Source organism: Pseudomonas sp. GB2N2, from assembly GCF_054897705.1.
Genome location: NZ_CM142701.1, coordinates 5,476,039 through 5,500,683 on the forward strand (window position 1 = coordinate 5,476,039; position 24,645 = coordinate 5,500,683).

Below are 24,645 nucleotides of genomic sequence, written 5' to 3' on the forward strand. Positions count from 1 at the left end.
TCTAAAAAACTTCACCATAAAAAAGGCCGCGATCCCAATGGATCGCGGCCTTTTTATGACCTGTAATTAACCCAAATCAAACCGCATCCATCTCCGGTTCATCCGCCTCAACGTTAACCACCGCCTTCACTTCATCGTGACGACGAATGTACTTCCAGTCCGCCTCATCAATATAGATCCCGTTGGGCCCGCTGCCACCTTCCAGGTCAATCGCGACACTGGCGCAGACCTGCGGCTTCACACTCGCCAGGATCGGCACGAAGCCCAACTGCAGACTGGTTTCCAGCAATGCGGCCTGGTTCTTCTCGTCGATGTCTGCGGCCTCGTCGAGGTAGTACGGCAAGCGCACGCGGCCAGCCTGGTCGCGGTCCATCAAATGCAACAACAAGTACATGTTAGTCAGCGCTTTGATAGTCATCGTCGTGCCGTTGGAGGCGGCGCCGTCGATGTCTGTGTGGATCACCGGCTGACCGTTGACCTTGGTGATCTCGAACGCCAATTCGAACAAGTCCTTGAGCCCGAGCTGGTTGTGGTTCGCTGCCACCAGCCGCGCCAGGTATTCCTTGGCTTCTTCGTTCTTGTTGTCCTGATCGGCGCTTTGGCTCAGGTCGAACACAGAGAGGGTCTCGCCTTCTTCGTACTGGCCGGCGCTGTGGATGATCTGGTCGATGTGCTTGAGCGCTTCCTTGTTTGGCGCGAGTACGATGCGGAAGCTCTGCAGGTTCGAGACCTGACGCTTGTTGATCTCGCGGTTGAACAGCGCCAGTTGGTGTTCGAGGCTGTCGTAGTCGCTACGAATGTTGCGCAGGGTCCGGGCGATGTCGGTGACGGCGGCGCGGCGGGCCTTGCCGAGGGTCAGGGCTTCGTCGGTGCGGTGCGCATAGGCGTTGATCAGCAATTGCAGGCGACGCTCCATATCGTCTTCGCTGTCGAACTTGGCTACGCCCTTGAGACGAACCTGAGCATACAGCGCGTCGATCTGACCGTCGCTGCGCTGCAAGCCCTGCCAGCTGTCCTGATAGTCATTGAGCAGTGGCAGCAGGTTGTCCATAGAATCGTCGATCGGGTCCATGAACGGCGTGCCGAATGGCATGTCGGCGGGCAACAACTGACGGCGGCGCAGGGCGTCATCGAGGGTGCGTTGCTTGGCTTCCATGTCGCCAATCTGCCGACCGACCAATTGCAGCTTGGCCGATAATTGCTGGACGCGTTCGGTGAAGGCGTCGCTGGAGCGCTTGAGTTCTTCCTGGGCGGCTTCCATCTGCGCCAGTTGTTCGAGCTTGTCGTCTTCCTCGGCGCTGAGGGTTTGCGCGCGACGGAAATCTTCCAGGGCTTTTTGCGCGTCCAGCACTTGCTGGTACAGCGCTTCGGTCTGGGTCTTGCTCGCCGCGCGGTCGGCGGCCACGGCGGCTTGGGTTTTCAGCTGCTTGAGTTCTTTTTCCAGGCGCTCTTTCTGATCGCGCAACGCGGCGCGGTCAGCCAGGGCTTGCAGCGCCGGCGGCTCGATGTGCGAGATGTCGATGGACAGCCCCGGCACTTCGAAACGCTCGCCTTTGAAGCCGTCGAGGATCAGCTCCATGGATTTGACCCACTGACCGTCCTCGTCCAGCGTGATGCCATGCTCACCCAACGGCAGGCTGAACAGCGCGCTGTTGAACAGACGCATCAGGCGCTCGACATCCTGTTGCGAAAATTCTTCGCGCAGGCGGGCGTAGCTGTTGTTGTCGGCGTGATCGAGTTGCTGCTTCACGGACTTCACGCGTTTTTCCAGATCCCGCAGGCGCTCTTCCAGATCTTCGGCAGAGAACTGCCGCGACTGCGCCAGCGCACCGGCCAGTTCATCGTGGGCGTCCTTGGCTGCGAGCAATTGCTGCTCAAGGATTTTGACGTCAGTGACCAACGCGAAGCGATGCTTGAGCACCGACAGCTCGCCGAGCCAGCGCTGGATACCGGTGATTTCCCGTTCCAGGCGCATCAGTTCCTGAGTGCCGCCGCGCTGATCGTTTTGCAGCGAGTCCTGCTCATTGCGGTAATGTTCGGCCTGAATCGTCAGCTCTTCCTTGCGCGCACTGGCGTAGTCCGACCACGTGCCCAGCAGCGAGTCGAGCAGCGGCGAGATCCGGTGCAGTTTGCCGCGCAGGATGTTGCGCTGGGTCACCCCTGAAGCGAGGGCTTCAACCAACGGGCCGGCGGTGACCAGCGAGTTGTAGTCCTGCTCCATGCGTCGTACATCGCGGAACGCTTCTTCGCACGCAGCAATGTAATCGACACTGCCGGAACGCAGGCTGTGTTCGAAGGCATCGAGGAACAATTGCTTGAGCTTGGCCGCAGTGATTTCGCGCATGTGCAGCAAATTGATGAACAGCGCGCGAAAGGTCTTCAGGCTCTGTTCACTGGTGGAGCGCAGCGGGATCAGCGTCAGGTCCAGCGGGATCGAGGTGTGACCGCCGACCAGCAAGCGCCGCAGTTCATCCGGCTTCAGTTCGTAGGCTTTCAGGCCTTCGCGCTCGAGGTTGGTGAACAGCTCTTTCTGGCGCAGGCAGGTGTCGTTTTTCTGGTAGTGCGCCAGATCGAGCTTGCCGGCGTAGGCAAAGAACTGGTGACCGAAACCACCGCCCGGGCCGCGACCGACCACGCCAATTACGTGAGGGCCGTGGGGCAAAGAGACTTCCACGAGAATGTAACTGGTGTCCGAGGCGAAGTAGAAACGCCGGGATTGTTCGAGGCTGTACTTGCCGAAACTCATGTCCGACATGCGCGCCAGAATCGGGAACTGCAAGGCGTTGATCGAAGCGGACTTGCCGAGGTTGTTCGCGCCGTAGACCGACAGCGGTTCTTCCAGCGGGAATAGGCCGAGGCTGTAACCGGCGGTGTTCAAAAGAGCGAAGCGGCGAATGCCGTAGCGTTCCTGGCTCATGCGTCGGTCTCCTGCTCTTCGGCAATGGCGCGGGCCATGGCGTCTTCTTCGCTTTCTTCGGCGAAGTCGCTGAGATCCAGCGGGTCATCGGTTTCCAGGAGTTTTTCGTCGCTGTCGTCATCGATCAGCACCGGAACCGGCAGCGGCAGCACGCTGTGCAAACTGGCGGCCAGATCGCGGTCCTGTTGAACCGACAGGCAGACATCGAGGAAGCGGTGCATCGGCGGCAGGAAGCGGTAGATACCGTTTTCTTCACCCGCGAAACCGAGCTGAGTCATGCGCCGCATGATTTTTTCTTCGAGCTCTTCAACGGTCTGCACTTCGGCCTGGATAAACAGGTCGCGGTACTTTTCCAGCAGCGACGGCAATTCGTCGCGGCCGAGGCTGCCGCCGTCGAGCACGGCAATCGGGTCACGGCCCTGATCCGCCAGATGCTCGACGAGGATGAAAGTGAACAGCGCCAGACGTTGCGCGGTCTTGTTCACCGCGGCGGCGGCGAGGTCTGGCACGAAGTAATAAAAGCCGCGGGTGTCGCAGACCAGCTCAAAACCCAACGCCTTGAACAGCGTGCGGTACTGATCCTGGAAGTTCGACAGTTGTGCGTACAGCTCCGGATCGCGGCGGCTGACGTGGTAACCCTTGAACAGCTCGCGGAAGATCGGCGCGAGCTGGGACAGTTCGGATAGATCAAGATGCATGTGAGGTACTTGCATGGAGGGTGCTCGCAGAATCCTCGGCGGTGGTGTCGCGGGCCGAGAGCAGGGCGAAGGAGCGCAGGCTGACCTGGTGCTCATGAGTGTGGTAATCGCGGCGTTCCAGACGCTCGCGTTTGAAGCGTTTCTCCCGCGACAGGCGCGAGAACCAATAGAGCAATTCGTCGGTGGCGCCGTCCGGTTCCTGTTCCAGGAGCCAGGTCATCAGGTCTGGCATCGGCAGCGCGTCTTCGCAGCGTTCGAGCATTTCGCGAACGGTGCGGGGCGCGCGCGGGGCCTCGCCTTTTTGAGTCTTGTGGGCCTTGGGAAAACGCGCCGGTTTCGGCTCGAAACGGGCCAGTGCGTAAACGTAGGCTTCGACCTGACTGGCACTGCCGAGGAAGGTGCTTTGCGGTCGCGTGAACATTGGCATCGCCGCTTGTGGCACCGCGTCGATGCCTTTGCGCCGGATGACCGACAGTGCCAGTGCGGCGCCACGGGTCACGGCATTGTGGCGGCGTGCTTCTTCACGCAGCGGCAGCAGCAATTCGCGGGCATGACGCAGCGTCAGTTGGGCGCTGGTCTGCATTTCAAGGATGCGCGCGTGGGTGCGCAGCAGCATGTCGTCGTCGACCAGATGGCCGAGGCGTTGCTGCTCGGTGAGCATTTTCAGAAGGACGTTTTCTACCTTGCGCACGCCTTGTTCGAAGGCGCCGTCGGCGTTCACCAGCTGGATCATCGGCTCGACGTATTCGTCCCAGGTCGCCAGCACTTCGGCATAACGCTGACGCAGCGGGATTTGCCGGTCGCTGGTTTTGGCGCGCTCGGCAACGGCCATCAGGGCCTGTTCGTCGTTGGCGAGTTTCTTCAGAACGTCGCGTACGCGCATGTCGAGCAAACGCAATTGGCGCGCCAGGTCGTGGCCGTCACGAACGTCGAAGGCGTCCTGGATATAACCGGCCAGGCGTTCGAGATGGCGCAAATAGGCTTCGATTTCCAGGCACAGGCCCAGACGGTGCTCACGACGCAGGTAAGCGAGGAAGTCATGAATCTGTGCGTTAAGCTCGAAACGGTTCGGGCTTTTTGCCACGGGCACCAGAATGTCGAGACGGATCCACACGTCCAGCAGGCTGGTGATGTCCTGCGGCGTGCTGTCGAGTTGCTGGGCGGCCAATTGCGTGCGCAGTTCGTTGAGGCTCAGTGTGCCTTGGTCGAAGTGCTCGCACAGTGGCTCCAGAAGTGCCCAGTGTTCAGCGAGGGCGCGCAAGACGCGCTTGGGTTCGATCATCGGGATGGCCGGCTGGTTGGCGATTAAAAGCCGCGATTGTACTGCATCGGGGCCGATACGATTCACTCTCGGGACGGGCTGTAGCTGTTTCTAAGGGAAAGAGTATCGATCAAGCGCGGGCGATCTTGAGCGAAGGGCGGTAGAATCAGCGCACTTTAGTTATCCACAAGTGGCCGACCTTTGCTTATCGAGTCCCGTCGTCGCGCTTATTTGACTGCCATGCAGGTGGTCAACTGGCTGCCGCGCACCGAATTGCCCTTCGCCGCACCCTCGCGGCCCGAGCTGCTGGAGATACCCGCACCGTTGGTCATCGCCCCGGTTGCGCGTGCGCCTGTGGCTGACGTGGCCGTGGAACCGGTGGTCAAACCGACGGAACGGGTGAAAATCGAAGGGCCACGGCCATCGTTGGCCAGTACGCGCACGAACGCCAAGGTGGAAGAAGAGGAGGCACCCGTCGCGGTCAAGGCGCCGATCGTGCCGCCTCCGCGGTTCTCCCTACAATTGCTGCGCGCCGGTCGCTGCCTGCTGCTGGTGGAGTTACCCACAGGCGAAGCGTTCCAGACCCGTGATCCCGCCTATTTGCTACTCAAAGACATGTTGCGCGCCGCCGGTCTGCCGGACAGTCCGCAAATTGTCGGCGAGCCGGTGCGCTGGCCGCTGCTGACCCGAGGCACGATGGATCAGGGGCCGGAAGCGGCTCGCGACTTCGTGCAGGGCTTTCTATCGGCCCGACTGGAAGATGCACCGTGCGTCTGTGTGTGGCTGATCGGTCTGCCGGCGGTGCGTTTTGCCGGTGAGGCGAATGCCGAATCCTTCAACCGTGAACTCCAGGTCGAAGGCCTGGGCTCGGTCTGGGCCCTGCCGGGTCTGGAATTATTAATGGAAGAGCCACAGCGTAAGGCTGATGTCTGGCAAGCCATGCGTCGGCTGATGGCGCGCTGGAAAGAATCGAATGAGTGACGCTGTAACGTTTCGCCCGATGACCGAGGCGGACATGGACGCCGTGCTGAAAATCGAATTTGCCGCGTACAGCCATCCCTGGACCCGCGGAATTTTTCTCGATGGGCTGGGCAAGTATCAAATCTGGCTTATGTTTGAAGGTCAGCAGCAGGTCGGTCACGGCGTGGTGCAGATCATTCTGGATGAAGCGCACCTGCTGAACATCACCGTCAAACCGGAAAATCAGGGCCGTGGCCTGGGTTTGACGTTGCTGGAACACTTGATGTCGATTGCCTACAAGGCCGAGGCAAGGGAGTGCTTTCTGGAAGTGCGCGACAGCAATCGGTCGGCATTCCGGTTGTATGAGCGGTACGGGTTTAACGAGATTGGCCGGCGCCGGGATTATTATCCGGCGGTGGGTGGGCGTGAAGATGCCGTGGTCATGGCCTGCACCCTGGTTGACTGAAATCCTTTAAAGCATCGCGAGCAGGCTCACTTCTACAGGGGAATGCATTCCCGTGTGGGAGTGAGCCTGCTCGCGAAGGCGCCCTTACTGACGCCAACGATCAACGATTCCCATCCAGCGGATCCCGCTTCGCCAACTCCTCCTCATCCAACCCATTTCCCCCGCCAATCTCGGCTTCATCGACAACGCTCAAATCCCAATCGGCCTGGCCATCCTCGCCTGCTTCCCTGGCATCCCGTGCACCGTCTTCACGGATCAGCGTTTCCGGGCTCATATCATCATCGGTTGGCTCATGGTCAGCCGTCGAAGCCCCTGTCAAACCCGCTTCCCGCACCCGCTCGTCGGGCTGTTCTCGTTCGCCTGAAGGCGGTTCATCGCCGATTCTGGCACCGCCTTCATCCTCGTCAAAATCCAGTTCATGCATCGAACCCATGCGGTCTTCATTGTCATCGATGGGCTCGGGTTGCATTGCATCGAACGGACGTCGTGAATCATTCATGGCAATTCCTCATACTGTGGGCCTTACTAGGGTGGACCCACAGGGTTGCCCGGAAATTCCACCGGAATGGAACACCGGTAAAACGACATCATCGGCAAAATGCATCGCGCGCGTGACCCCGACGGACGGTTGTCTGTCAAAGCTGCGCATCATTCTCGAGGCTTCATTGCATGAACGAATTACAAGATCTGATTGATAACAACGAGCGCTGGGCTGACGCGATCACCAAAGAAGATCCTGACTTCTTCGCCAAACTGGCCCGCCAACAAACGCCGGAATTCCTCTGGATCGGCTGCTCCGACGCCCGCGTGCCGGCGAACGAGATTGTCGGCATGCTGCCCGGCGACCTGTTCGTCCACCGTAACGTGGCCAACGTGGTGTTGCACACCGACCTCAATTGCCTGTCGGTTATCCAGTACGCCGTTGACGTGCTCAAGGTCAAACACATCCTCGTCACGGGCCACTATGGCTGCGGTGGCGTGCGAGCCGCGATGCAGGATCGCCAGTTTGGCTTGATCGACGGCTGGCTGCGTACGATTCGCGACCTTTACTACGAAAAGCGCGAAGAGCTCTCCAAATTGCCGACCGAAGAGGAACAGGTTGATCGCCTCTGCGAACTCAACGTGATCCAGCAAGTGGCCAACGTCGGGCACACCAGCATTGTGCAAAACGCGTGGCACCGCGGGCAGAAACTGTCGATTCACGGCTGCATCTATGGCATCAAGGACGGTCGGTGGAAGAGCCTGAACGCCACCATCAGCGGTTTCGAACAGTTGCCGCCGCAGTACCGTTTGCGTCCGTTCGAGCCGCTGTAAAAACTCGGCGCGGGCGTCATCGGCGCCAATGCTGGAAAAACAGCAGGCCATTGGCATTCGGCGATTCGTCGTAGCCCATGATCCAGCCACGGCAACAAGGACAACCACAGCGGCAGGCAAACTGCCGCTGCAACTTGTCTTCGGTCGCGGCGAAATCCATGGTCAGTCGATCGCCATTCTTGATGTCCTTCAGTGCCCACAACTGCATCTCGCTCATATCGGGGAAAACGCTGGGGTCACAGCTGTGGTTGAGCAGGCCCAGGAATCGCGGGTCGTAGACATGAATGCCCGGCGCCATTTGCCGGGTATGTCGGCTGCGATAGGGCAACAAATGTCCGGAGAACCGGCAGGCCCGGGTCAGACGAGGGAATTCGCGCAGGGCGGCAACAGCGATGGCCGATCGCCGAGCGTCGTAGATGATTTCAAATTCATCTTTGGACGGGTATCCCAGTCGCAAAGGCAGCTCTACGAAGGGGTAGATGCCATTGGATGACCGTGAGGTGATTCGTTGGTCGACGTGGGCTGTCATAACATTCCTTGTTGGCAAGGTGCTGCGACCTCCGTCAACTGACATCCTGTCAGCCCTGCAACACGTGAGTACGGCTCAAGACTCTCGCAAAAAACTCCGCGGGTCTACTGTCACAATTGACAGTGCAAAAATGCACATTCCCGCGTAAGCCATGGCTCACGAGGGAACACCGTTCAGTCGTCTACAGAGGCGGAGCAGGCACCGCGGGCGCCGGTGCCGGTGCTTTGAGCAGTTTGAGCTGAGCCTTGATCGGTGTGGTCGCGCACTTGGCCGTGGCTTGTCCGGCCGTCAGGTTGCGGATCGAGGTATAGAACAGCTCGCAGGTTTGTTCGGCCTGGGCCACCTGCCAGGTTTGGGTACAACTTCTCAGTTCAATGTCCGGATTGCTGTCGAGGTCGCGGCCCATGGCGGCTTGCCAGCACGCGGCACTCAAATCCTGGCCCATGACTTTCAGGCCTGCCGCATCGGCCTGTGCCTGGGCATCTTTACCGGTATAGCTGGCCGGGTCGGCGGCGTACCAGATGTAGCTCGGGTGGTTGGAACCCAGCACCGGCACTTTCACTCCGTCGCTCGGACTGATGCTGACCAGGCCCAACACGTTCACGGTCGGCCCGTATTGCTGCTTGATCCAGTTACGCACGGGCGCGCCGAAAGCCACCATCGGCAGTGGGTCACCGTTGGCGTTCTGGCTGATGTGCTTGACCATGCTGGTTTGGTAATCCTTGAAGTAGTCGTAGACGCCTACCAGGTCCTTGCCGGCATTTGAGGGCGCGGCAATCGGCGCGATGTCGATAATGGTCTGGAAAGCCGGCGTCTTGTCGGCAGCGATCCCGTTGAGTGTCAGCAACGTGGCCCAACGATCACTGGTGGCCGACTTCAGGTAATCCTGTGCCTGGGTCAGCGAGTAATCCGGCGGGAAGTGCAGCAGCTCGACGCTTCGACGGTTATCCAGGGCCATGCCCAGTGGCAGGAACAAATACCAGTTATATGCCCACTTGCCGTCGGCATTCAGCTTGCTGGCGCCGGTATAAGCGAGATCACCGGCATCGAGCAGCGCTGCCAGCGGTTTTTCATAGCCCTTGGGCACGCCGGTGATTGCCGCATAGAGCTGACCGTTATCGGTTTTGACGTGCACCTTCGCGTCGGCGTAACCATCGCGTTGCACGCTTTGCGTCAGGTAATGCTCGACGGTCTGCTCGAGCGTCGAGTTGCGAAAACAGATCACGTTGCAGTTGTTGGGGTAGGCGAACAGGCGGGTGACACGCTCGGTGCTACCCAGCTTCAGGTCGGCATCCGCATGGACGGCGGTACTCAGAGTCAGGGCGGCAACGGTGAGGGCTGCGAGTTTGAACATGCTCAGATCCTTTTCAGCGTGTGGGCCCCGACGAGGGGTAACGACATACTGAAACAGACGGGGCTGAACGAGAAGTGGGGCCGATAGAAATATCGGCCCCTTTTTTCATTACGGCATCACCGGCGCCGTATACGTCAGCGTCGTCCCCAACGCCCACAGCAGAAACAGCACCAGCGGCGTGTGCACCAGCAGTTGCACGAACGAGAAACCGATGAGGTCCCGCGCCTTTAACCCCAGCACGCCGAGCAGCGGCAGCATGTAGAACGGGTTGATCAGGTTCGGCAGGGCTTCGGCCGCGTTGTAGATCTGCACGGCCCAGCCCAGGTGGTAGTTCAGGTCGGTGGCCACTTGCATGACGTACGGCGCTTCGATGATCCACTTGCCGCCGCCCGACGGAATGAAGAAACCGAGGATTGCCGAGTACACGCCCATCAGCAGCGCGTAGGTGTCATGGGACGCGATCTGGACGAAGAAGGTCGAGATGTGGTGCGCCAGGGTCTGTGCGTCAGAGCCTTTGACCGTGGTCATCAACGCGGCGATCGAGCCGTACAGCGGGAACTGGATCAGCACGCCGGTGGTGGTCGGCACCGCGCGGGATACTGCATCGAGGAAACTGCGCGGCCGCCAGTGCAGCAGGGCGCCGACCATGATGAACAGGAAGTTGTAGGTGTTCAGCCCGGAAATCGCACTGATTGCCGGTTTGGTCGAGAATTCGTGGAACAGCCACCCGGCCGCCAGCAACACCAGCAAAATAATCAGCAGCGGGCTGTGCTCCAGCCATTCGCCCGGGCGCGTGCGCGGTTGCAGCGGCGGCAGGTTGAAGCTTGGATCGATGCCACAGGCTTCGGCGTCACGGGCCGAGTTCGGGCCGGGGGCGGTGGCGTAGGCAATGATCAGCGAAACAACAATCAGCGCCAGCAACATTACGCCGGACTGCCAGAGAAAGATGGTTTGGGTGAAAGGAATCACGCCGGTGATCGACAGAATCGACGGCGGCAGGCTGGCCGGGTTGGCCTGCAATTGTGCGGCGGACGACGACAGACCCAAGGCCCACACGGCGCCAAGGCCCAGGTACGCGGCAGCACCGGCGGCGCGGTAATCCATTTTCAGGTCGGTGCGGCGGGCGAGGGCGCGGACCAGCAGGCCACCGAACACCAGCGACAGGCCCCAGTTCAACAACGACGCGACCATGGAAATCAATGCCACCCATGCCACGGCGGAACGACCGTTCTTCGGGATTCGCGCCAAGCGGTCGATCAGCTTCACGGCGGGCGGTGAGCTGGCGACCACATAACCACCGATCACTACGAAGGCCATTTGCATGGTGAACGGGATCAGGCTCCAGAAGCCGTCGCCAAATGCCATGGCGGCATCGGTAGGTTTGGCGCCCATGAACAGTGTAGCCACGGCGACGATAATCACGGCCAGTGCGGCAAATACCCAGGAGTCGGGGAACCAGCGTTCGGCAAAACTTGAACAGCGCAGGGCAAAGCGGGCGGAGCGGCTATCGTCGATATCAGCGGCCACGGGAGTACCTCGAATTTTTATGTTTATTGTGGTCTTCAGGGCTGCAATGCCCGTCTGGACAGGTGCCAACAGTAAATCAATCGGTCACGTTTTGTGACGAAGTTTTGCCCATACGGGACTATGGTCTAACGGGTTGTCCGCTGGCGCATTTGCGTAGACCATGTGCGCCTTGGTTTTTTGCCCATGCCAGAGTTATTTTTGATGACTGATTTCAACGATTCGCGCCCGGCCCCGTTCTGCCGCTCGGACTACAAGACCCTGGGCCTCGCGGCGCTCGGCGGTGCACTGGAAATCTACGATTTCATCATTTTTGTGTTTTTCGCCCTGACCCTCAGTCAACTGTTTTTTCCGCCGGACATGCCGGAGTGGCTGCGCCTGCTGCAAAGCTTCGGGATTTTCGTCACTGGATACCTGGCGCGGCCGCTGGGCGGGATTCTGATGGCGCATTTCGCCGACCGGCTGGGGCGCAAGAAAGTCTTCAGTTTGAGCATTTTGATGATGGCGCTGCCGTGCCTGTTGATCGGCATCATGCCGACCTACGCCGACATCGGCTATTTCGCACCCCTGCTACTGTTGGCCCTGCGCATTTTGCAAGGCGCGGCGGTGGGCGGTGAAGTACCGAGCGCCTGGGTGTTCGTCGCCGAGCATGCCCCGGCGGGGCATCGCGGTTACGCGCTTGGTTTCCTGCAAGCGGGACTGACTTTCGGCTACCTGATCGGCGCTCTCACCGCGACTTTCCTGGCGCAAGCGTTCACTCCGACGGAAATCCTCGATTTTGCGTGGCGTTACCCGTTCCTGCTCGGCGGCGTGTTTGGGGTGATCGGTGTCTGGCTGCGCCGCTGGCTCAGCGAAACGCCGGTGTTCATGGCGATGCAGGCCCAGCGTGACGCGGCCGTCGAGCTGCCCCTACGCACGGTTTTGCGCGAACATCGCCTGGCCATATTGCCGGCGATGATCCTCACCTGCGTACTGACTTCCGCCGTGGTGGTCTTCGTGGTCATTACCCCGACGATGATGCAGAAAACCTTCGGCATGACCGCCAGCCATACCTTCGCCTTGAGTGCGTTGGGCATCGTATTCCTCAACATTGGCTGCGTGCTCGCCGGTTTGCTGGTCGACCGTATTGGTGCCTGGCGCACGGTGATGCTGTATAGCCTGCTGCTGCCGCTGGGCATCGGCGTGCTCTATACCTGCCTGATCACTGGCGGTGACTGGATCGGCCTGGCGTATGCGATTGCCGGGCTCAGTTGTGGGGTGGTCGGCGCGGTGCCATCGGTGATGGTCAGCTTGTTCCCGGCGCGGATACGGGTTTCGGGGATTTCCTTCACTTACAACATTGCCTATGCCGCGTGGGCGAGTATCACACCGCTGCTGCTGATCGGTCTGATGCCGTGGAGTCCATGGATCTGCGTGATTTTTTGTGCCGTGATGGGCGCAGTGGGCGTGAGCAGCGCGGCGTATTTCGGCGCGCGCATGCCCCACGTCGGAAGCCGCAGCGGGGCCCCTTGCACTCAGTGACGGTCAGCGGGTCTCGGTGCCTGTTTCTTGCGCAAGTCAGCCCGGAAGATGAGGCACTGCTCAAGCCTGAATAATCTGTTCGTAACTATTTTTGTAGGACAACCCTGAAACACACTTCAGAAAATATTCCCAAGGCCGATGGCTAGGCTGCATGCCGCTTTCCATCTCTGTCCATCGGTGCTTTCCCATGTTCAACAAACGCTTGAAGCAAGAGTTGTCGGCTCTTCGCGAAGAACTCTCCAGCCTTCAGCAAGTGAAGGACAGTCTGGAAAGCGAAATGCTGGTGCTGACACTTCACGCCGATGGCCGGATTCAGTCGGCCAACCAGAACTTCCTGAACGAGATGCTCTACAAAAGCAGCGACCTCGTCGATCGCACCCTCGATGACATCGTGCCGGCTCACGTGAAGTCCGACGATTTCCACCACCGCTTCAAGGCCGCACTGACCCGTGGCGAACACTTTGCCGGTGCTGTGCGCCTGTTGCGCGGCAATGGCCAGGAAGCCTGGTTGCGCTCGATCGTGCAGCCGGTGCGCTCCGCCGACGGACGGATCAATCATTTTTCGATTTACTCCAGCGATCTGACCCGCACCATAGAGGCGTCCCGTGAACACGAAAACCTGATCGATGCGCTGGTGCGCTCGACGGCGGTGATCGAGTTCGACCTCGGCGGCAACGTGCTGTCGGCCAACGAGCGATTCCTCAGCGGCATGGGTTACAACCTGGCGCAGATCAAGGGTAAACATCACCGCACCTTCTGCGATGCGCAGGAATACAACAGTGCCGAGTATCAGGACTTCTGGCGTCGGCTGAATAATGGTGAGTTCGTGGCCGGCCGCTTCAAGCGCGTCGACCATCATGGTCGTACGGTCTGGCTGGAGGCGTCCTACAACCCGGTGGTCGATGCCAACAACAAGCTCTACAAAGTGGTGAAGTTCGCCACGGTGATTACCGATCAGGTCAATCAGGAACAGGCGGTCGCCGAAGCGGCGAACATTGCCTACAGCACCTCGCAGCAAACCGATCAAAGCGCCCAGCGCGGCACGGCCGTGGTAACTCAAGCCGTGGATGTGATGCGCGACCTGGCCAAGCACATGCAAACTGCCGGCGATGGCATCGAAGCCCTGAACGAGCAATCGCTGGTGATTGGCACCATCGTCAAAACCATCAGCGGCATCGCCGAACAGACCAATCTGCTGGCGCTCAACGCGGCCATTGAAGCAGCCCGTGCCGGCGAACAGGGGCGCGGTTTTGCGGTGGTCGCGGACGAGGTCCGGCAACTGGCTTCACGGACCAGCCAGGCCACCGACGAAATTGTCCTGGTGGTGCGCAAGAACCAGGAGATGGCGCGTAACGCTGTGGCCCTGATGACTGACGGCAGGCTCCAGGCCGAACAGGGCCTGGCGCTGGCGGCGGAGGCGGGCACGGTGATCGTCGAGATTCAGGATGGCGCGCAGAAAGTGGTGAATGCGGTGGGGCAGTTCGCCAATCAACTCTCGAGTTGATGACTGCCAAGCGGGCGGAAATCGCTACAATCGGCTCTTTTCCAACGAGCAGATGCCCATGAACGCTTCCCATCGCCGCCCGGTTCCCTTGTCCAAAGCCTATCGTCTGCTCAATCATGGGCCGACCGTGCTGGTCAGCGCGGCCCATGACGGGCAGCGCAACATCATGGCGGCAGCCTGGGCCATGCCGCTGGATTTTGAACCGCCGAAAATCGCCGTGGTGCTCGACAAGTCCACCTGGACCCGGCAGCTACTGGAAGCAGCGGGCACGTTCGTGTTGAACGTACCCTGCGCCGCCCAGGCCGATATCGTGCAGACAGTTGGCTCGACGTCGGGCCTGGAACTGACTCGGGATCAGGGTCGGGACAAATTCCAGGCCTATGACTTGCAGACATTCAGCGGCGAGTTGATCGACGCGCCGATGCTCGAAGGTTGCGTGGCCTGGCTGGAGTGTCGATTGCTGCCTGAACCGAACAACCACCAGCAGTACGATCTGTTTCTGGCCGAAGTGATCGCCGCCCAGGCCGACGAGCGCGTCTTCAGCGACGGTCGCTGGCATTTCGAGGGGCACGATGCATTGCGCACCTTGCACCACGTGGCGGGCGGGCATTTCCTGACAATCGGTGATCCGGTGGCGGGTAAAGTCCTGCAGCCGTAAATCGGCGAATGCGTGTCCATATATGGACGTATTCCCCTGTAAGAGCTGGCTTGCCAGCGATGGCGACCACGAAGTCCATACAAGGCTCAAGGCCCTCATCGCCGGCAGATTCCGGATCATCCGGCTTTCCGTACTACGCAATCCTCAATCCCCCAACGCTTCCCCCTCCCGCCGCGGATCAGCGCCACCCGCCAGCGAAGCCTTACCCTGCGCATCCTTGACCCGCACAATCGCCTGCGTCCCGCTGGTCATGTCGATCTCGTCCACGCTGTGCCCTTTGTCCTTCAGCGCCTGAATCAACGTTGCGCTGAATTGCCCCTGTTCCAGTTCGGTCGCACCATTGCGGCTGCCGAAGTTGGGGAGGTTGATGGCAGTTTGCGGGTCGAGGTTCCAGTCGAGCAGGCCGATGGTGGATTTGGCCACGTATTCGATGATTTGCGAGCCGCCGGGCGAGCCAAGGGTGGCGAGGAATTCGCCGCTCTGGCGATCAAAGATCAGCGTGGGGGCCATGGATGAGCGTGGGCGTTTGCCGGGTTCGACGCGGTTGGCGACTTTTTGTCCATTTTCTTCGGGGATAAACGAGAAGTCGGTCATCTGGTTGTTGAGCAAAAAGCCCTGGACCATCAAGTGCGAGCCGAACGCGGATTCGACCGTGGTGGTCATCGACACCGCGCCGCCTAGGTCATCGACCGCCACTACTTGCGAGGTGGAAATGCGCAGCGGCGAACGGTCCGGTGCGTAGGCAACCTGGATGCCGGGCGGCGTGCCGGGTTGCGCGGTGCCCATGCTGCGATCGCCAATCAGGACGGCGCGGCTGGCCAGATAGGTCGGGTCCACCAGACCTTTGACCGGGACGGGCACGAAGTCGCTGTCGGCAACGTATTGCGCTCGGTCGGCGTAGGCGAGGCGCTCAGCCTCAGAAATAAGGTGTACAGCTTCAGGGGGCGGTGCGATGCCTGCGGGCCTGTCGGTCTTGATCGGCTTCATCGTCGCCAGAGCGAAGCGCGGGTCACGGGTTTCCAGCGCTTGCAACGTGCCAAGGATCTGCGCCACGGCAATACCGCCCGACGACGGCGGCGGCATGCCGCAGACCTGCCAGCGTTTGTAGTCGGTGCACAGCGGCGCGCGTTCTTTGGCGGAATAGCCGTCGAGGTCGTTAAGCGACAAGCTGCCGGGGTTGGCGTGGCCCTGAACCTTGGCGACGATTTCCTGCGCGATCAAGCCTTTGTACAGCGCGTCTGGACCTTCCTTGGCGATGCGTTTGAGCGCAGCGGCCAATGCCGGATTTTTCAGTTGAGTACCCGCGGCTTTCGGGGTGCCGTCGGCGTTGAGGAAGTACGCCATCATGTCGGGCGAGCGCCGCATGGAAGAATCTGAAGCGATCAGCCGATGCAGGCGCGGCGAGATGGCGAAGCCTTTTTCAGCGAGGTTGATCGCTGGTTCGAACAATTGCGCCCAAGGTAAACGCCCGTGCTTCTGATGGGCCAGTTCAAGCGCGCGCAATACACCAGGCGTGCCCACCGAGCGACCTCCAATCTGCGCCTGAGTGAACGGCATCGGTGTGCCGTCGGCCTGCAGGAACAGTTTCTCGGAGGCGCCGGCCGGCGCAGTTTCGCGACCGTCGTAGGTGCGGACGGTCTCGCCGTCCCACAACACGATCAGCGCGCCGCCGCCGATGCCCGATGATTGCGGCTCTACTAGCGTCAGCACCGCTTGCATCGCGATGGCCGCATCAATAGCCGAACCACCCTGGCGCAGCATTTCCCGTCCGGCCTCAGCCGCGAGAGGATTGGCCGCAGCCGCCATGTGCTTCGCAGCGTGCCGGGTTTGCAGGTCGGTGCGAAAACCCGAGGCGGCTTCCGGTGCGATCGGCAACGTCGAAGCGGGCGGAGCGTTGCACGCCGCGAGGGTCAATGCGCCGGCAATCAGCGCAAGGACTGACAGGCGATAGCGATTCAAGCGTAGGGCTGAGAACACGCGGGGCACTCCGTCCGTGGGAAAAGGTTCAGGGACTCTATCCGCCGACAAGAAGCAACGCAAACCGCCGGGCGTTTTTGTCCTTCAACCATCAAGGAATTTTCTGTAGGGTCGGGGCAACAGACAGGCCAGAAGATCGACAAGAGGCAGACATGCACAGCGAATTTCCCACCCAGCCCGGCTATCGCACCCTACGAGAACAGTTTCTGGCGGCGGCGACCGTGGCTGGCGCGACGCTGACCGAGTATCCACACCCGCTCAAAGGGCCGTTCGGTGAGGATTTGAGCACCGATGTGGCGGTGCTGGGTGATCCGGGCGCCAAGCGCTTGTTGATCGCGCTGAGCGGTACTCACGGGGTCGAAGGGTTTTATGGCTCTGGGTGTCAGATCAAATGGATGCAGGCGTTGGGTAATCGTTCGCTGCCGGCGGATGTCGCGGTGGTGTTTGTCCACCTGATCAACCCCTGGGGCACGGCGTGGTTGCGCCGGGTCAACGAAGACAACATCGACCTGAACCGCAATCACCTGAATTTCGAACGCCCGCTGCCCGACAACCAGGCTTACGCTGCGCTGCATGAAATCTATGGCTGTACCGAGTTGCAAGGCTCCGAGCGTGATCGCGCCGATGCACTGCTCGACGAGCAGATCCGCGAACACGGCTGGCCGGCAGTGATGTCGATTGTCGAAGGAGGGCAGCACAGTCATCCCGATGGCCTGTTTTATGGTGGGCAGGCGCCGAGCTGGTCGAACCGTACGCTGCATCAAATCCTGCAGAAACACGTCGCCCATGCTGACGACGTTATGTGCTTCGACCTGCACACCGGCGCCGGGGAATACGGCCATCCGATGTTGCTGACCATCACCGAGTCGGCGTATCCGGCGCTGCCGCAAGCGCAGGCCATCTACGGACCGTGGCTCTACACGCTGCTGACCGGCGCCGATACGCTAAGCGAAACGGGCGTGGCCGCGACGGCAACCGGCTACACCTCGCAGGCACTGATCGACGCGTTGCCGCAGGTGCGACTGATGCCCTTTGTGATCGAGTGCGGGACTTACCCGGGGGCGGCGGTGCATCGACATCTGCGTGACGACCACTGGTTGCATTTGCATGGCAATCCGCATGACGCGACGGGGCGCGAGATCAAGCTGAATCTGCTGGAGCAGTTCTATCCTGCCGACAACGATTGGCAGGCAATGGTCTGGTTGCGTACGTGGCAGATTTGGGAGCGGGCGCTGTCGGCGTTGCGTGCCTGACTCAGGTTTTGTAGAGCCTGTTCGGCCCTCATCGCCGGCAAGCCGGGCTCCCGCAGGTTTTGTGCAGGCAGTTGAAACCCGGGTAGTTTTCTCGGGGCATAAAAAAACGGCCTACCTTTCGGTAAGCCGTTTTTAGTACTTGGTGGCTACACAGGGACTTGAACCCCGGACCCCAGCATTATGAATGCTATGCTCTAACCAACTGAGCTATGTAGCCAAGTGGCGCGCATTATTCGCGGGAAACGAATATGCGTCAAGCGCTTTTTTAAAAAATTTATCTACGCTATCAACCGTTTATCAAAATTCCTCGTTCAGCAGCGGCGAAGGACAGCGCTGGAACCAGCGACTGGCTTGCTCGTAAGCGTGGGCCAGTTGCCGCGATAAGGCGAAGGGAGCGATTCCATTGAGCGTCTCAGCTCAAACGAAACCGTCCGGTGTTGTCGCTCAGGGCCTTGCTGCCTTGGCTCAAGGTGTCCGCCGCCTGATTCACCGCCCGTGCGCCTTCGAGCAAACGGACCGCCGCCTGATCGACTTGCTGGATATTGCCGCTGACTTCGTCCGCCGTCGTCGCTTGCTCGTCGACCGCCGTCGCAATCTGCGCCAGGGTGTCGGTGACGCTCTGCACGGCGCTGGCGATTTCCCCCAGTCGTTCGCCGAGGCCGGTGACCGCATCAGCATCGGATTGCGCTTGCCCGCAGGCAGCTTCCATCAGGCTCACGGCTTCGTTCACCGTATTGCGCAGACTGTCGACGGTGCCGGCGATCTGCGCGGTGGAGGATTGGGTGCGCTGCGACAGGCTGCGCACTTCATCGGCTACCACCGCAAAACCACGACCCTGTTCGCCGGCGCGCGCGGCTTCGATGGCGGCGTTGAGCGCCAACAGGTTGGTCTGCTCGGCGACACCGCGAATGGTGTCGACCACCAGTTGAATCTGCTGCCCTTGCTCGCTGACTCGACCCAATGCGGCGGCCGTGTCGTTCAAGCGCTGATTGAGTTGTTGAATGCTTGCGGTGGTGCGCTGGCTGTCGCGACTGCTGTCGGCGGCAATGCGCCGGGTGTGCTGGGCGCTGCCGGACGCTTGTTCGCAACTCTGGGCGACACCTTGTGACGTGGCGGCCAATTGCGTGGCCGCTGCGGCGATCTGGCTGATCTGCAATTGCTGCGCTTCGACCTCGCCCAACGCGTCGCTGGAATGTTGATTGAGCGTGCGCACGGCGTTGCTCAGTTGCAGGGTTTCGTGATCAACCCCCAGCAGGCTGTTGCGCAGTTGCACCACCGCGACGTTGAGCGCGGTGCTGATCGCCGCCAGTTCGTCGCGGCCTTCAACCGGCACTTGCAGGCTCAGATTGCCGTCGCGCAAGGCTTCGGCCAACAGCGTGATGCCGCTGGCGCTGCGGCGGATCGAGGCCTGCAAACAGATGAACAGGTACAGCGCGGCCAGCAGCAGGCATCCGAAGATCGTCGCCACCAGAATGAACTGGCGGATCGCCGAGCCGTGGTAGTAATCCAGGCGCTGATCCAGCGAGACCAGCGACTGCTGGCGCAACGACGCAAGGTCGGTGAGCAGGACGTCCAGGCTGCGTTCGAACTCTTCGGGCTTGAGTTTGATGCTGCCGCCAAACACGCCGTCATCGAGGACTTTCAACGCGTCGTCGAGGTGCTTGAGGCTGTCATGGTATTGCCCGGCCCAGGTCTGCAAGGCGCTGGGCAAACGCGCTTCCAGCAGGCTCGCGGTTTTCACCAGCTGTTCGCGGGCATCGCCGATGCGGCTGCGCAGGTCGCGCAATTGCAGGCGGCTTTGCAGGGTGAACTGCCCGGACACCACCGAGGCCTGGCCGACACTGGCGAGGCGGCCGACGCGCTCGATCAAGTCCGGCGCGTGTTGCGTCGAAATCTGCGTCAGTAAGTAGGTTTCCAGCCAAGGCGCGAGCGTCAGGCGATTGTCCATGGCGATCTGTTCACGCAAGGCTTGCAGGGCGACCAAGGCATTGGTGAAACGGTCGTAACCGTCCGGCCACCAGCCGACGCTGCTCAGGCTCTTCGAATCGAGGCCTTTGAGCGCGGTTTGCAGCGTTTGATAGCGGGCCAGGGTTTCACCCTCGGCGCCTTCGGTTTGCAATGCGCTGCCCAGGTCCGTGGTGGCCTGGGTGACGGCCGGCTGAACGGCATCGAACGCGGCCATAGCGGCGAGGGTGGCCGGTGTCGGCTGACGGGTGGTCTCGGTGGCACGCCAGCGCGCGGCGCGGTCACGCTGGGCGGCGAGCAGGTTATCCAGTGTATCCAGTGCGAGCAGTTGCCGGACCCCGGCCCGCTCGCCCGAGATCAGGTTCAATTTTGCGCGGTAGTCCTGGCCGATCATCAGCAGGCTGCCCGTGAGCGGCAGGATAAACAGAAGGAACAACAGCTGAAATTTGCGAGCGAAGCCGAAACGCCCCAGCAACCCGATCCCCGGTGATAAAAACGACATGCCCCACGACTCCCCTGGACACCACGCACCATTGGCGTGCGTCGAAGTCGTTGCGACTGCGACTGGTGCCCTTTTTAAAGGCCTCGGAATTTCACCCTCGTCAGCTCTGTAGGCCGACTCTGTGGCGAAACTTCCCATTCTCGGCACCCTTTGTAAGAGCGCCGCGTTGAAGCCGAAAACAACGCAAGATTCAGACCATGGCGGTGCGCTGCCAGCCGTGATTCATTCGTTAGCTGGCTAAGGGGATAGCGCTCTTGCACTGAAAAATGGCACATTGACGCACCTGCCCGTGTGCACCCATCTGTTGTACGGAAACTTCAATGGCTATCAGCAATGCCCAAACCGGCGCGACGCCGGCATCCGCGACTCCACAAAGCAGCCCTCTGGTCATGCGCATCATCGGCGCGGTGGCGCTGGCGCATTTGATCAACGACCTGATTCAGTCGGTGCTGCCCTCGATCTACCCGATGCTCAAGGCCAATTACGGCCTGACGTTCACCCAGGTCGGCCTGATCACCCTGACGTTCCAGCTGACCGCTTCGCTGTTGCAGCCATGGGTCGGTTACCACACCGATCGCCATCCCAAGCCCTGGCTGCTTCCCGCCGGGACAGTGTGCACGTTGATCGGGATCTTGATGATGTCGGTGGTCGGCAGCTTTGCGATGATCCTGCTGGCGGCGGGATTGATCGGCATCGGTTCTTCGACCTTTCACCCGGAAGCCTCCCGCGTCGCGCGGCTGGCCTCGGGCGGACGATTCGGTCTGGCGCAGTCGACCTTTCAGGTCGGTGGCAACGCGGGCTCGGCCCTCGGCCCGTTGCTGGCGGCGGCGATCATCATTCCTTTCGGCCAGGGTCATGTCGCATGGTTCGGGTTGTTCGCAGTGTTTGCGCTGTTCGTGCTCTACCGGATCAGTCGCTGGTACGCCAATCACCTGAACCTGTTCAAGCTCAAGCAAGGCCAGGCCGCCACTCATGGCTTGTCGAAGCAGCGGGTCATCAGTGCGCTGGTGGTGCTTGGGTTGCTGGTGTTCTCCAAGTATTTCTACATGGCCAGTTTCACCAGTTACTTCACCTTCTATCTGATCGAGAAATTCGACCTGTCGGTCGCGAGTTCACAGTTGCATTTGTTCCTGTTTCTGGGGGCGGTGGCGGCGGGGACATTCTTCGGCGGGCCGATCGGCGACAAGATCGGGCGTAAGGCAGTGATCTGGTTTTCGATCCTCGGCGTGGCGCCGTTCACCCTGATTCTGCCGCACGTTGATCTGTTCTGGACCACCATTCTGAGCGTGGTGATCGGCTTCATTCTGGCGTCAGCGTTTTCGGCGATTGTGGTGTACGCGCAAGAATTGGTGCCGGGAAATGTCGGGATGATCGCCGGGGTGTTCTTCGGTTTGATGTTCGGCTTCGGCGGGATTGGTGCGGCATTGCTCGGGCATCTGGCAGACATTCGCGGCATCGAATACGTGTACTTTTTGTGCTCGTTCCTGCCGTTGCTGGGCGTGTTGGCAATCTTGCTGCCAAGAACCAAGAAGGCCTGATTCAACACAATTCCCTTGTAGGAGCGAGCCTGCTCGCGAAAGCGATGTGTCAGCTGCAATGATGTCGACTGACACGGCCGCTTCGCGAGCAGGCTGGCTCCTACAGTTGATTGATGGTGTGGCGGAGAAATATTCCAGGCATAAAAAAGCCGCGTATCAAACGCGGCTTTTTTATTGGGCGTGTCTCGTCCTGAAACGCTTACACGTTAAAACGGAAGTGCATCACGTCGCCGTCTTTAACGATGTAGTCCTTGCCTTCCAGACGCCATTTCCCGGCTTCCTTGGTGCCGGCTTCGCCCTTGTACTGGATAAAGTCGTCATAGGCGATGACTTCAGCGCGGATGAAGCCTTTTTCAAAGTCGGTGTGGATCACGCCAGCGGCTTGTGGTGCGGTGGCACCGACGCGGACGGTCCAGGCGCGGACTTCTTCGACACCGGCGGTGAAGTAGGTCTGCAGGTGCAGCATCTCGTAACCGGCGCGGATCACGCGGTTCAAGCCAGGCTCTTCGAGGCCCAGGGCTTCGAGGAACATGTCTTTCTCTTCGCCGTCATCCAGCTCGGCGATTTCGGCTTCGATCTTGTTGCAGACCGGAACCACTATGGCGCCTTCTTCTTCGGCGATGGCTCTGACGATGTCCAGCAGCGGGTTGTTCTCGAAACCGTCTTCAGCGACGTTGGCGATGTACATGACCGGCTTGGTGGTCAACAGGTGGAAGCCGCGAATCACCGCTTTGTCGTCGGCGCCCATGGTCTTCATCAGCGTGCGCGCAGGCTTGCCGAGGGTGAAGTGAGCGATCAATTGCTCGAGCAGGCCTTTCTGGACCACGGCGTCCTTGTCACCACCCTTGGCATTGCGGGCGACTTTTTGCAGTTGCTTCTCGCAGCTGTCGAGGTCGGCGAAGATCAGTTCCAGGTCGATGATTTCGATGTCGCGTTTCGGGTCGACGCTGTTGGAGACGTGAATCACGTTCTCGTCTTCGAAGCAGCGGACCACGTGGGCGATGGCATCGGTCTCGCGGATGTTGGCGAGGAACTTGTTGCCCAGGCCTTCACCTTTCGAGGCGCCAGCGACCAGGCCCGCGATGTCGACGAATTCCATGGTGGTCGGCAGGATGCGCTTTGGATTGACAATGGCGGCCAGGGCTTCCAGACGCGCATCCGGCATCGGCACGATACCGGTGTTCGGCTCGATGGTGCAGAAGGGGAAGTTCTCGGCCGCGATCCCGGATTTGGTCAGGGCGTTGAACAGGGTGGACTTGCCGACGTTAGGCAGGCCGACGATGCCGCAATTGAATCCCATGGTGTTTCCCCTCGGATAAGAGTCAGGCCTTCTGGCTGTGCAGGTTTTTCATCGCGCGGTTCCATTCCCCGGCGAGGATATCCGGCAGCACGCCGAGGGCAAAGTCGATGCTGGCATCGAGTTTTTCCTGTTCGGCGCGTGGCGCACGACCCAGGACGAAATTTGAAACCATACTGGCTACGCCCGGGTGGCCAATGCCAAGCCGCAAGCGATAGAAGGTATTTTGATTGCCCAGTTGCGCGATGATGTCGCGCAACCCGTTGTGACCGCCATGGCCGCCGCCCAGTTTGAGTTTGGCAACGCCCGGAGGCAGGTCGAGTTCGTCGTGCGCCACCAGGATTTCTTCGGGCTTGATGCGGAAGAAGCCCGCGAGAGCCGCCACGGCCTGGCCGCTACGGTTCATGTACGTGGTGGGAATCAGCAGACGAACATCCTGACCCTGATGCGAATAGCGTCCGGTCAGGCCAAAATATTTGCGATCGGCCACAAGGTTTACACCTTGCGCGTTCGCGATGCGCTCAACAAAAAAGGCCCCTGCGTTATGCCGGGTCTGCTCGTATTCAGCGCCTGGATTTCCCAGGCCAACGATCAGTTTGATGGCAGTCACGATAGGGGCCCTTCCTTGGAGTGGTGGTTAACATCGCCGCGACAGGTGTGTGCGGCGAAAGTGGACGACAAGTGCTCATTTACCATTATGTAAACTCCGCGTTCTCGCCCGCTTTCTCGCTACGTTCCAGTCCGCGATGTTACCGGGTCACTCCGGCATCACAGAGTAAATTACTCTGCTGCGCCTTCTTCAGTAGCTTCTGGAGCAACACGTGGAGCGTGGACGTTGGCAACAGCCTTGTCATCGCCGTGTGCCAGAGCAACAAACTCAACGCCTTTAGGGGCTTTGAGGTCGGACAGGTGAATGATCGAGCCGATTTCGGCGTTAGCCAGGTCGACTTCGATGAACTCAGGCAAGTCCTTCGGCAGGCAGTTCACTTCGATTTCCGAAACAACGTGCGAAACTTCGCCGCCTTTCTTGATCGGAGCTTCTTCACCAACAAAGTGTACAGGCACGTTAGCGGTCAGTTTCTGGCCAGCTACAACGCGTACGAAGTCAGCGTGCATCACGTGGCCTTTGGCCGGGTGACGCTGCATTGCCTTGATGATTACGTTTTGCTTGGTGCCGCCAACGTTCAGTTCGATGATGTGGCTGTAAGCCGCTTCGTTTTCAAACAGTTTGGCAACTTCTTTAGCCAGCATGCTGATGGATTCAGGGGCTTTGTCGCCACCGTAAACTACAGCAGGTACCAGGCTTGCGAGACGACGCAGGCGGCGGCTCGCACCTTTCCCCAGGTCGGAACGCACTTCAGCATTCAGAGTAAAATCGTTCATGTTGTATCTCCAAAATAACCACAT

General features: G+C 60.2%; 19 protein-coding genes, 1 tRNA gene and 2 pseudogenes. 9 read left to right on the forward strand and 13 right to left on the reverse strand.

All coding sequences use genetic code 11. The features are described 5' to 3' along the window. Positions 1-76 precede the first annotated feature (76 nt). Genes mksF through mksB form a run of 3 tightly spaced genes read right to left on the reverse strand, consistent with a single transcriptional unit; the run spans position 77 to position 4,897 of the window. A complete protein-coding gene (gene mksF / locus ACYZT4_RS25435; RefSeq protein WP_461983682.1) occupies positions 77-2,917 on the reverse strand; it encodes an Mks condensin complex protein MksF in 2,841 nt (946 codons plus the stop codon). After that, the gene (gene mksE, locus ACYZT4_RS25440; RefSeq protein ID WP_461983683.1) at positions 2,914-3,615 is read right to left on the reverse strand and encodes an Mks condensin complex protein MksE; all 702 of its coding nucleotides are present in this window, start codon (positions 3,613-3,615) and stop codon (positions 2,914-2,916) included. Before mksE ends, mksF begins: the two co-directional genes overlap by 4 nt. Further along, complete coding sequence (mksB, locus tag ACYZT4_RS25445) at positions 3,605-4,897, reverse strand: Mks condensin complex protein MksB (protein ID WP_461983685.1); 1,293 nt, start codon at positions 4,895-4,897, stop codon at positions 3,605-3,607. The genes mksE and mksB overlap by 11 nt, the downstream gene beginning before the upstream one ends. A gap of 219 nt (positions 4,898-5,116) precedes the next feature. Here mksB and ACYZT4_RS25450 point away from each other — a divergent pair, with 219 nt between their 5' ends. Together ACYZT4_RS25450 and rimI are read left to right on the forward strand one after the other, a co-directional pair. Next, a complete protein-coding gene (locus tag ACYZT4_RS25450; RefSeq protein ID WP_461988801.1) occupies positions 5,117-5,857 on the forward strand; it encodes an energy transducer TonB in 741 nt (246 codons plus the stop codon). Then, positions 5,850-6,302 (forward strand): ribosomal protein S18-alanine N-acetyltransferase, encoded by a 453-nt coding sequence (gene rimI, locus ACYZT4_RS25455; RefSeq protein WP_461983687.1) that lies wholly within the window; start codon positions 5,850-5,852, stop codon positions 6,300-6,302. The genes ACYZT4_RS25450 and rimI overlap by 8 nt, the downstream gene beginning before the upstream one ends. A 100-nt stretch (positions 6,303-6,402) precedes the next feature. On the opposite strand, the gene ACYZT4_RS25460 is transcribed toward rimI, so the two are convergent. Then, on the reverse strand, positions 6,403-6,801 hold the full coding sequence (locus tag ACYZT4_RS25460; protein ID WP_461983688.1) for a serine kinase/phosphatase: 399 nt from the start codon (positions 6,799-6,801) through the stop codon (positions 6,403-6,405). A gap of 170 nt (positions 6,802-6,971) precedes the next feature. Here ACYZT4_RS25460 and can point away from each other — a divergent pair, with 170 nt between their 5' ends. After that, positions 6,972-7,616 carry a carbonate dehydratase gene (gene can / locus ACYZT4_RS25465; protein ID WP_461983690.1) on the forward strand — a complete coding sequence of 215 codons (645 nt, stop codon included), beginning with the start codon at positions 6,972-6,974 and terminating at the stop codon, positions 7,614-7,616. A 16-nt stretch (positions 7,617-7,632) separates the two neighbouring features. Here can and ACYZT4_RS25470 read toward each other — a convergent pair whose 3' ends face one another. The 3 genes from ACYZT4_RS25470 to ACYZT4_RS25480 form a co-directional block, all read right to left on the reverse strand. Next, entirely contained in the window at positions 7,633-8,145 is a 513-nt protein-coding gene (locus tag ACYZT4_RS25470) for a lysine methyltransferase (protein WP_461983691.1), read from the reverse strand. A 181-nt stretch (positions 8,146-8,326) separates the two neighbouring features. Beyond that, positions 8,327-9,499 (reverse strand): hypothetical protein, encoded by a 1,173-nt coding sequence (locus tag ACYZT4_RS25475; protein WP_461983693.1) that lies wholly within the window; start codon positions 9,497-9,499, stop codon positions 8,327-8,329. A gap of 108 nt (positions 9,500-9,607) precedes the next feature. Further along, positions 9,608-11,026, reverse strand: a complete 1,419-nt coding sequence (locus ACYZT4_RS25480) for a short-chain fatty acid transporter (protein ID WP_461983694.1) — start codon at positions 11,024-11,026, stop codon at positions 9,608-9,610. A 201-nt stretch (positions 11,027-11,227) separates the two neighbouring features. Between ACYZT4_RS25480 and ACYZT4_RS25485 the strand changes: the two genes are divergently transcribed. From ACYZT4_RS25485 to ACYZT4_RS25500, 4 genes and pseudogenes are all read left to right on the forward strand, one after another. Continuing rightward, positions 11,228-12,544 carry an MFS transporter gene (locus tag ACYZT4_RS25485; RefSeq protein WP_461983696.1) on the forward strand — a complete coding sequence of 439 codons (1,317 nt, stop codon included), beginning with the start codon at positions 11,228-11,230 and terminating at the stop codon, positions 12,542-12,544. Positions 12,545-12,821: 277 nt separating this feature from the next. Further along, positions 12,822-13,460 (forward strand): annotated as a pseudogene (locus tag ACYZT4_RS25490) (PAS domain-containing protein); the annotation flags it as partial. Between the two features lie 150 nt (positions 13,461-13,610). Beyond that, positions 13,611-14,048: pseudogene (locus tag ACYZT4_RS25495) on the forward strand (methyl-accepting chemotaxis protein); the annotation flags it as partial. 58 nt (positions 14,049-14,106) lie between these two features. Beyond that, the gene (locus ACYZT4_RS25500; protein ID WP_461983697.1) at positions 14,107-14,706 is read left to right on the forward strand and encodes a flavin reductase family protein; all 600 of its coding nucleotides are present in this window, start codon (positions 14,107-14,109) and stop codon (positions 14,704-14,706) included. A gap of 144 nt (positions 14,707-14,850) precedes the next feature. Here the strand turns inward: ACYZT4_RS25500 and ggt are convergent, their stop codons facing one another. Then, positions 14,851-16,683, reverse strand: coding sequence for a gamma-glutamyltransferase (gene ggt, locus ACYZT4_RS25505; RefSeq protein WP_461983699.1), 1,833 nt, complete (start codon positions 16,681-16,683; stop codon positions 14,851-14,853). A gap of 152 nt (positions 16,684-16,835) precedes the next feature. Here ggt and ACYZT4_RS25510 point away from each other — a divergent pair, with 152 nt between their 5' ends. Next, complete coding sequence (locus tag ACYZT4_RS25510; RefSeq protein WP_461983701.1) at positions 16,836-17,936, forward strand: DUF2817 domain-containing protein; 1,101 nt, start codon at positions 16,836-16,838, stop codon at positions 17,934-17,936. Between the two features lie 140 nt (positions 17,937-18,076). On the opposite strand, the gene ACYZT4_RS25515 is transcribed toward ACYZT4_RS25510, so the two are convergent. Beyond that, positions 18,077-18,153: transfer RNA gene (locus ACYZT4_RS25515), tRNA-Met, on the reverse strand. Between the two features lie 195 nt (positions 18,154-18,348). Beyond that, positions 18,349-20,403, reverse strand: a complete 2,055-nt coding sequence (locus tag ACYZT4_RS25520) for a methyl-accepting chemotaxis protein (RefSeq protein WP_461983703.1) — start codon at positions 20,401-20,403, stop codon at positions 18,349-18,351. A gap of 320 nt (positions 20,404-20,723) precedes the next feature. On the opposite strand from ACYZT4_RS25520, the gene ACYZT4_RS25525 reads away from it, so the two are divergent. Beyond that, positions 20,724-21,941 (forward strand): MFS transporter, encoded by a 1,218-nt coding sequence (locus tag ACYZT4_RS25525; protein ID WP_461983704.1) that lies wholly within the window; start codon positions 20,724-20,726, stop codon positions 21,939-21,941. 199 nt (positions 21,942-22,140) lie between these two features. On the opposite strand, the gene ychF is transcribed toward ACYZT4_RS25525, so the two are convergent. The 3 genes from ychF to ACYZT4_RS25540 all read right to left on the reverse strand — a co-directional run bounded on the left by ychF (position 22,141) and on the right by ACYZT4_RS25540 (position 24,621). Then, positions 22,141-23,241, reverse strand: a complete 1,101-nt coding sequence (gene ychF, locus ACYZT4_RS25530; RefSeq protein WP_461983706.1) for a redox-regulated ATPase YchF — start codon at positions 23,239-23,241, stop codon at positions 22,141-22,143. 22 nt (positions 23,242-23,263) lie between these two features. Continuing rightward, positions 23,264-23,848: an aminoacyl-tRNA hydrolase gene (pth, locus tag ACYZT4_RS25535; RefSeq protein ID WP_461983707.1), complete on the reverse strand. Its 585-nt coding sequence runs from the start codon at positions 23,846-23,848 to the stop codon at positions 23,264-23,266. Between the two features lie 170 nt (positions 23,849-24,018). After that, on the reverse strand, positions 24,019-24,621 hold the full coding sequence (locus tag ACYZT4_RS25540) for a 50S ribosomal protein L25/general stress protein Ctc (RefSeq protein ID WP_461988803.1): 603 nt from the start codon (positions 24,619-24,621) through the stop codon (positions 24,019-24,021). Positions 24,622-24,645: the final 24 nt, after the last annotated feature.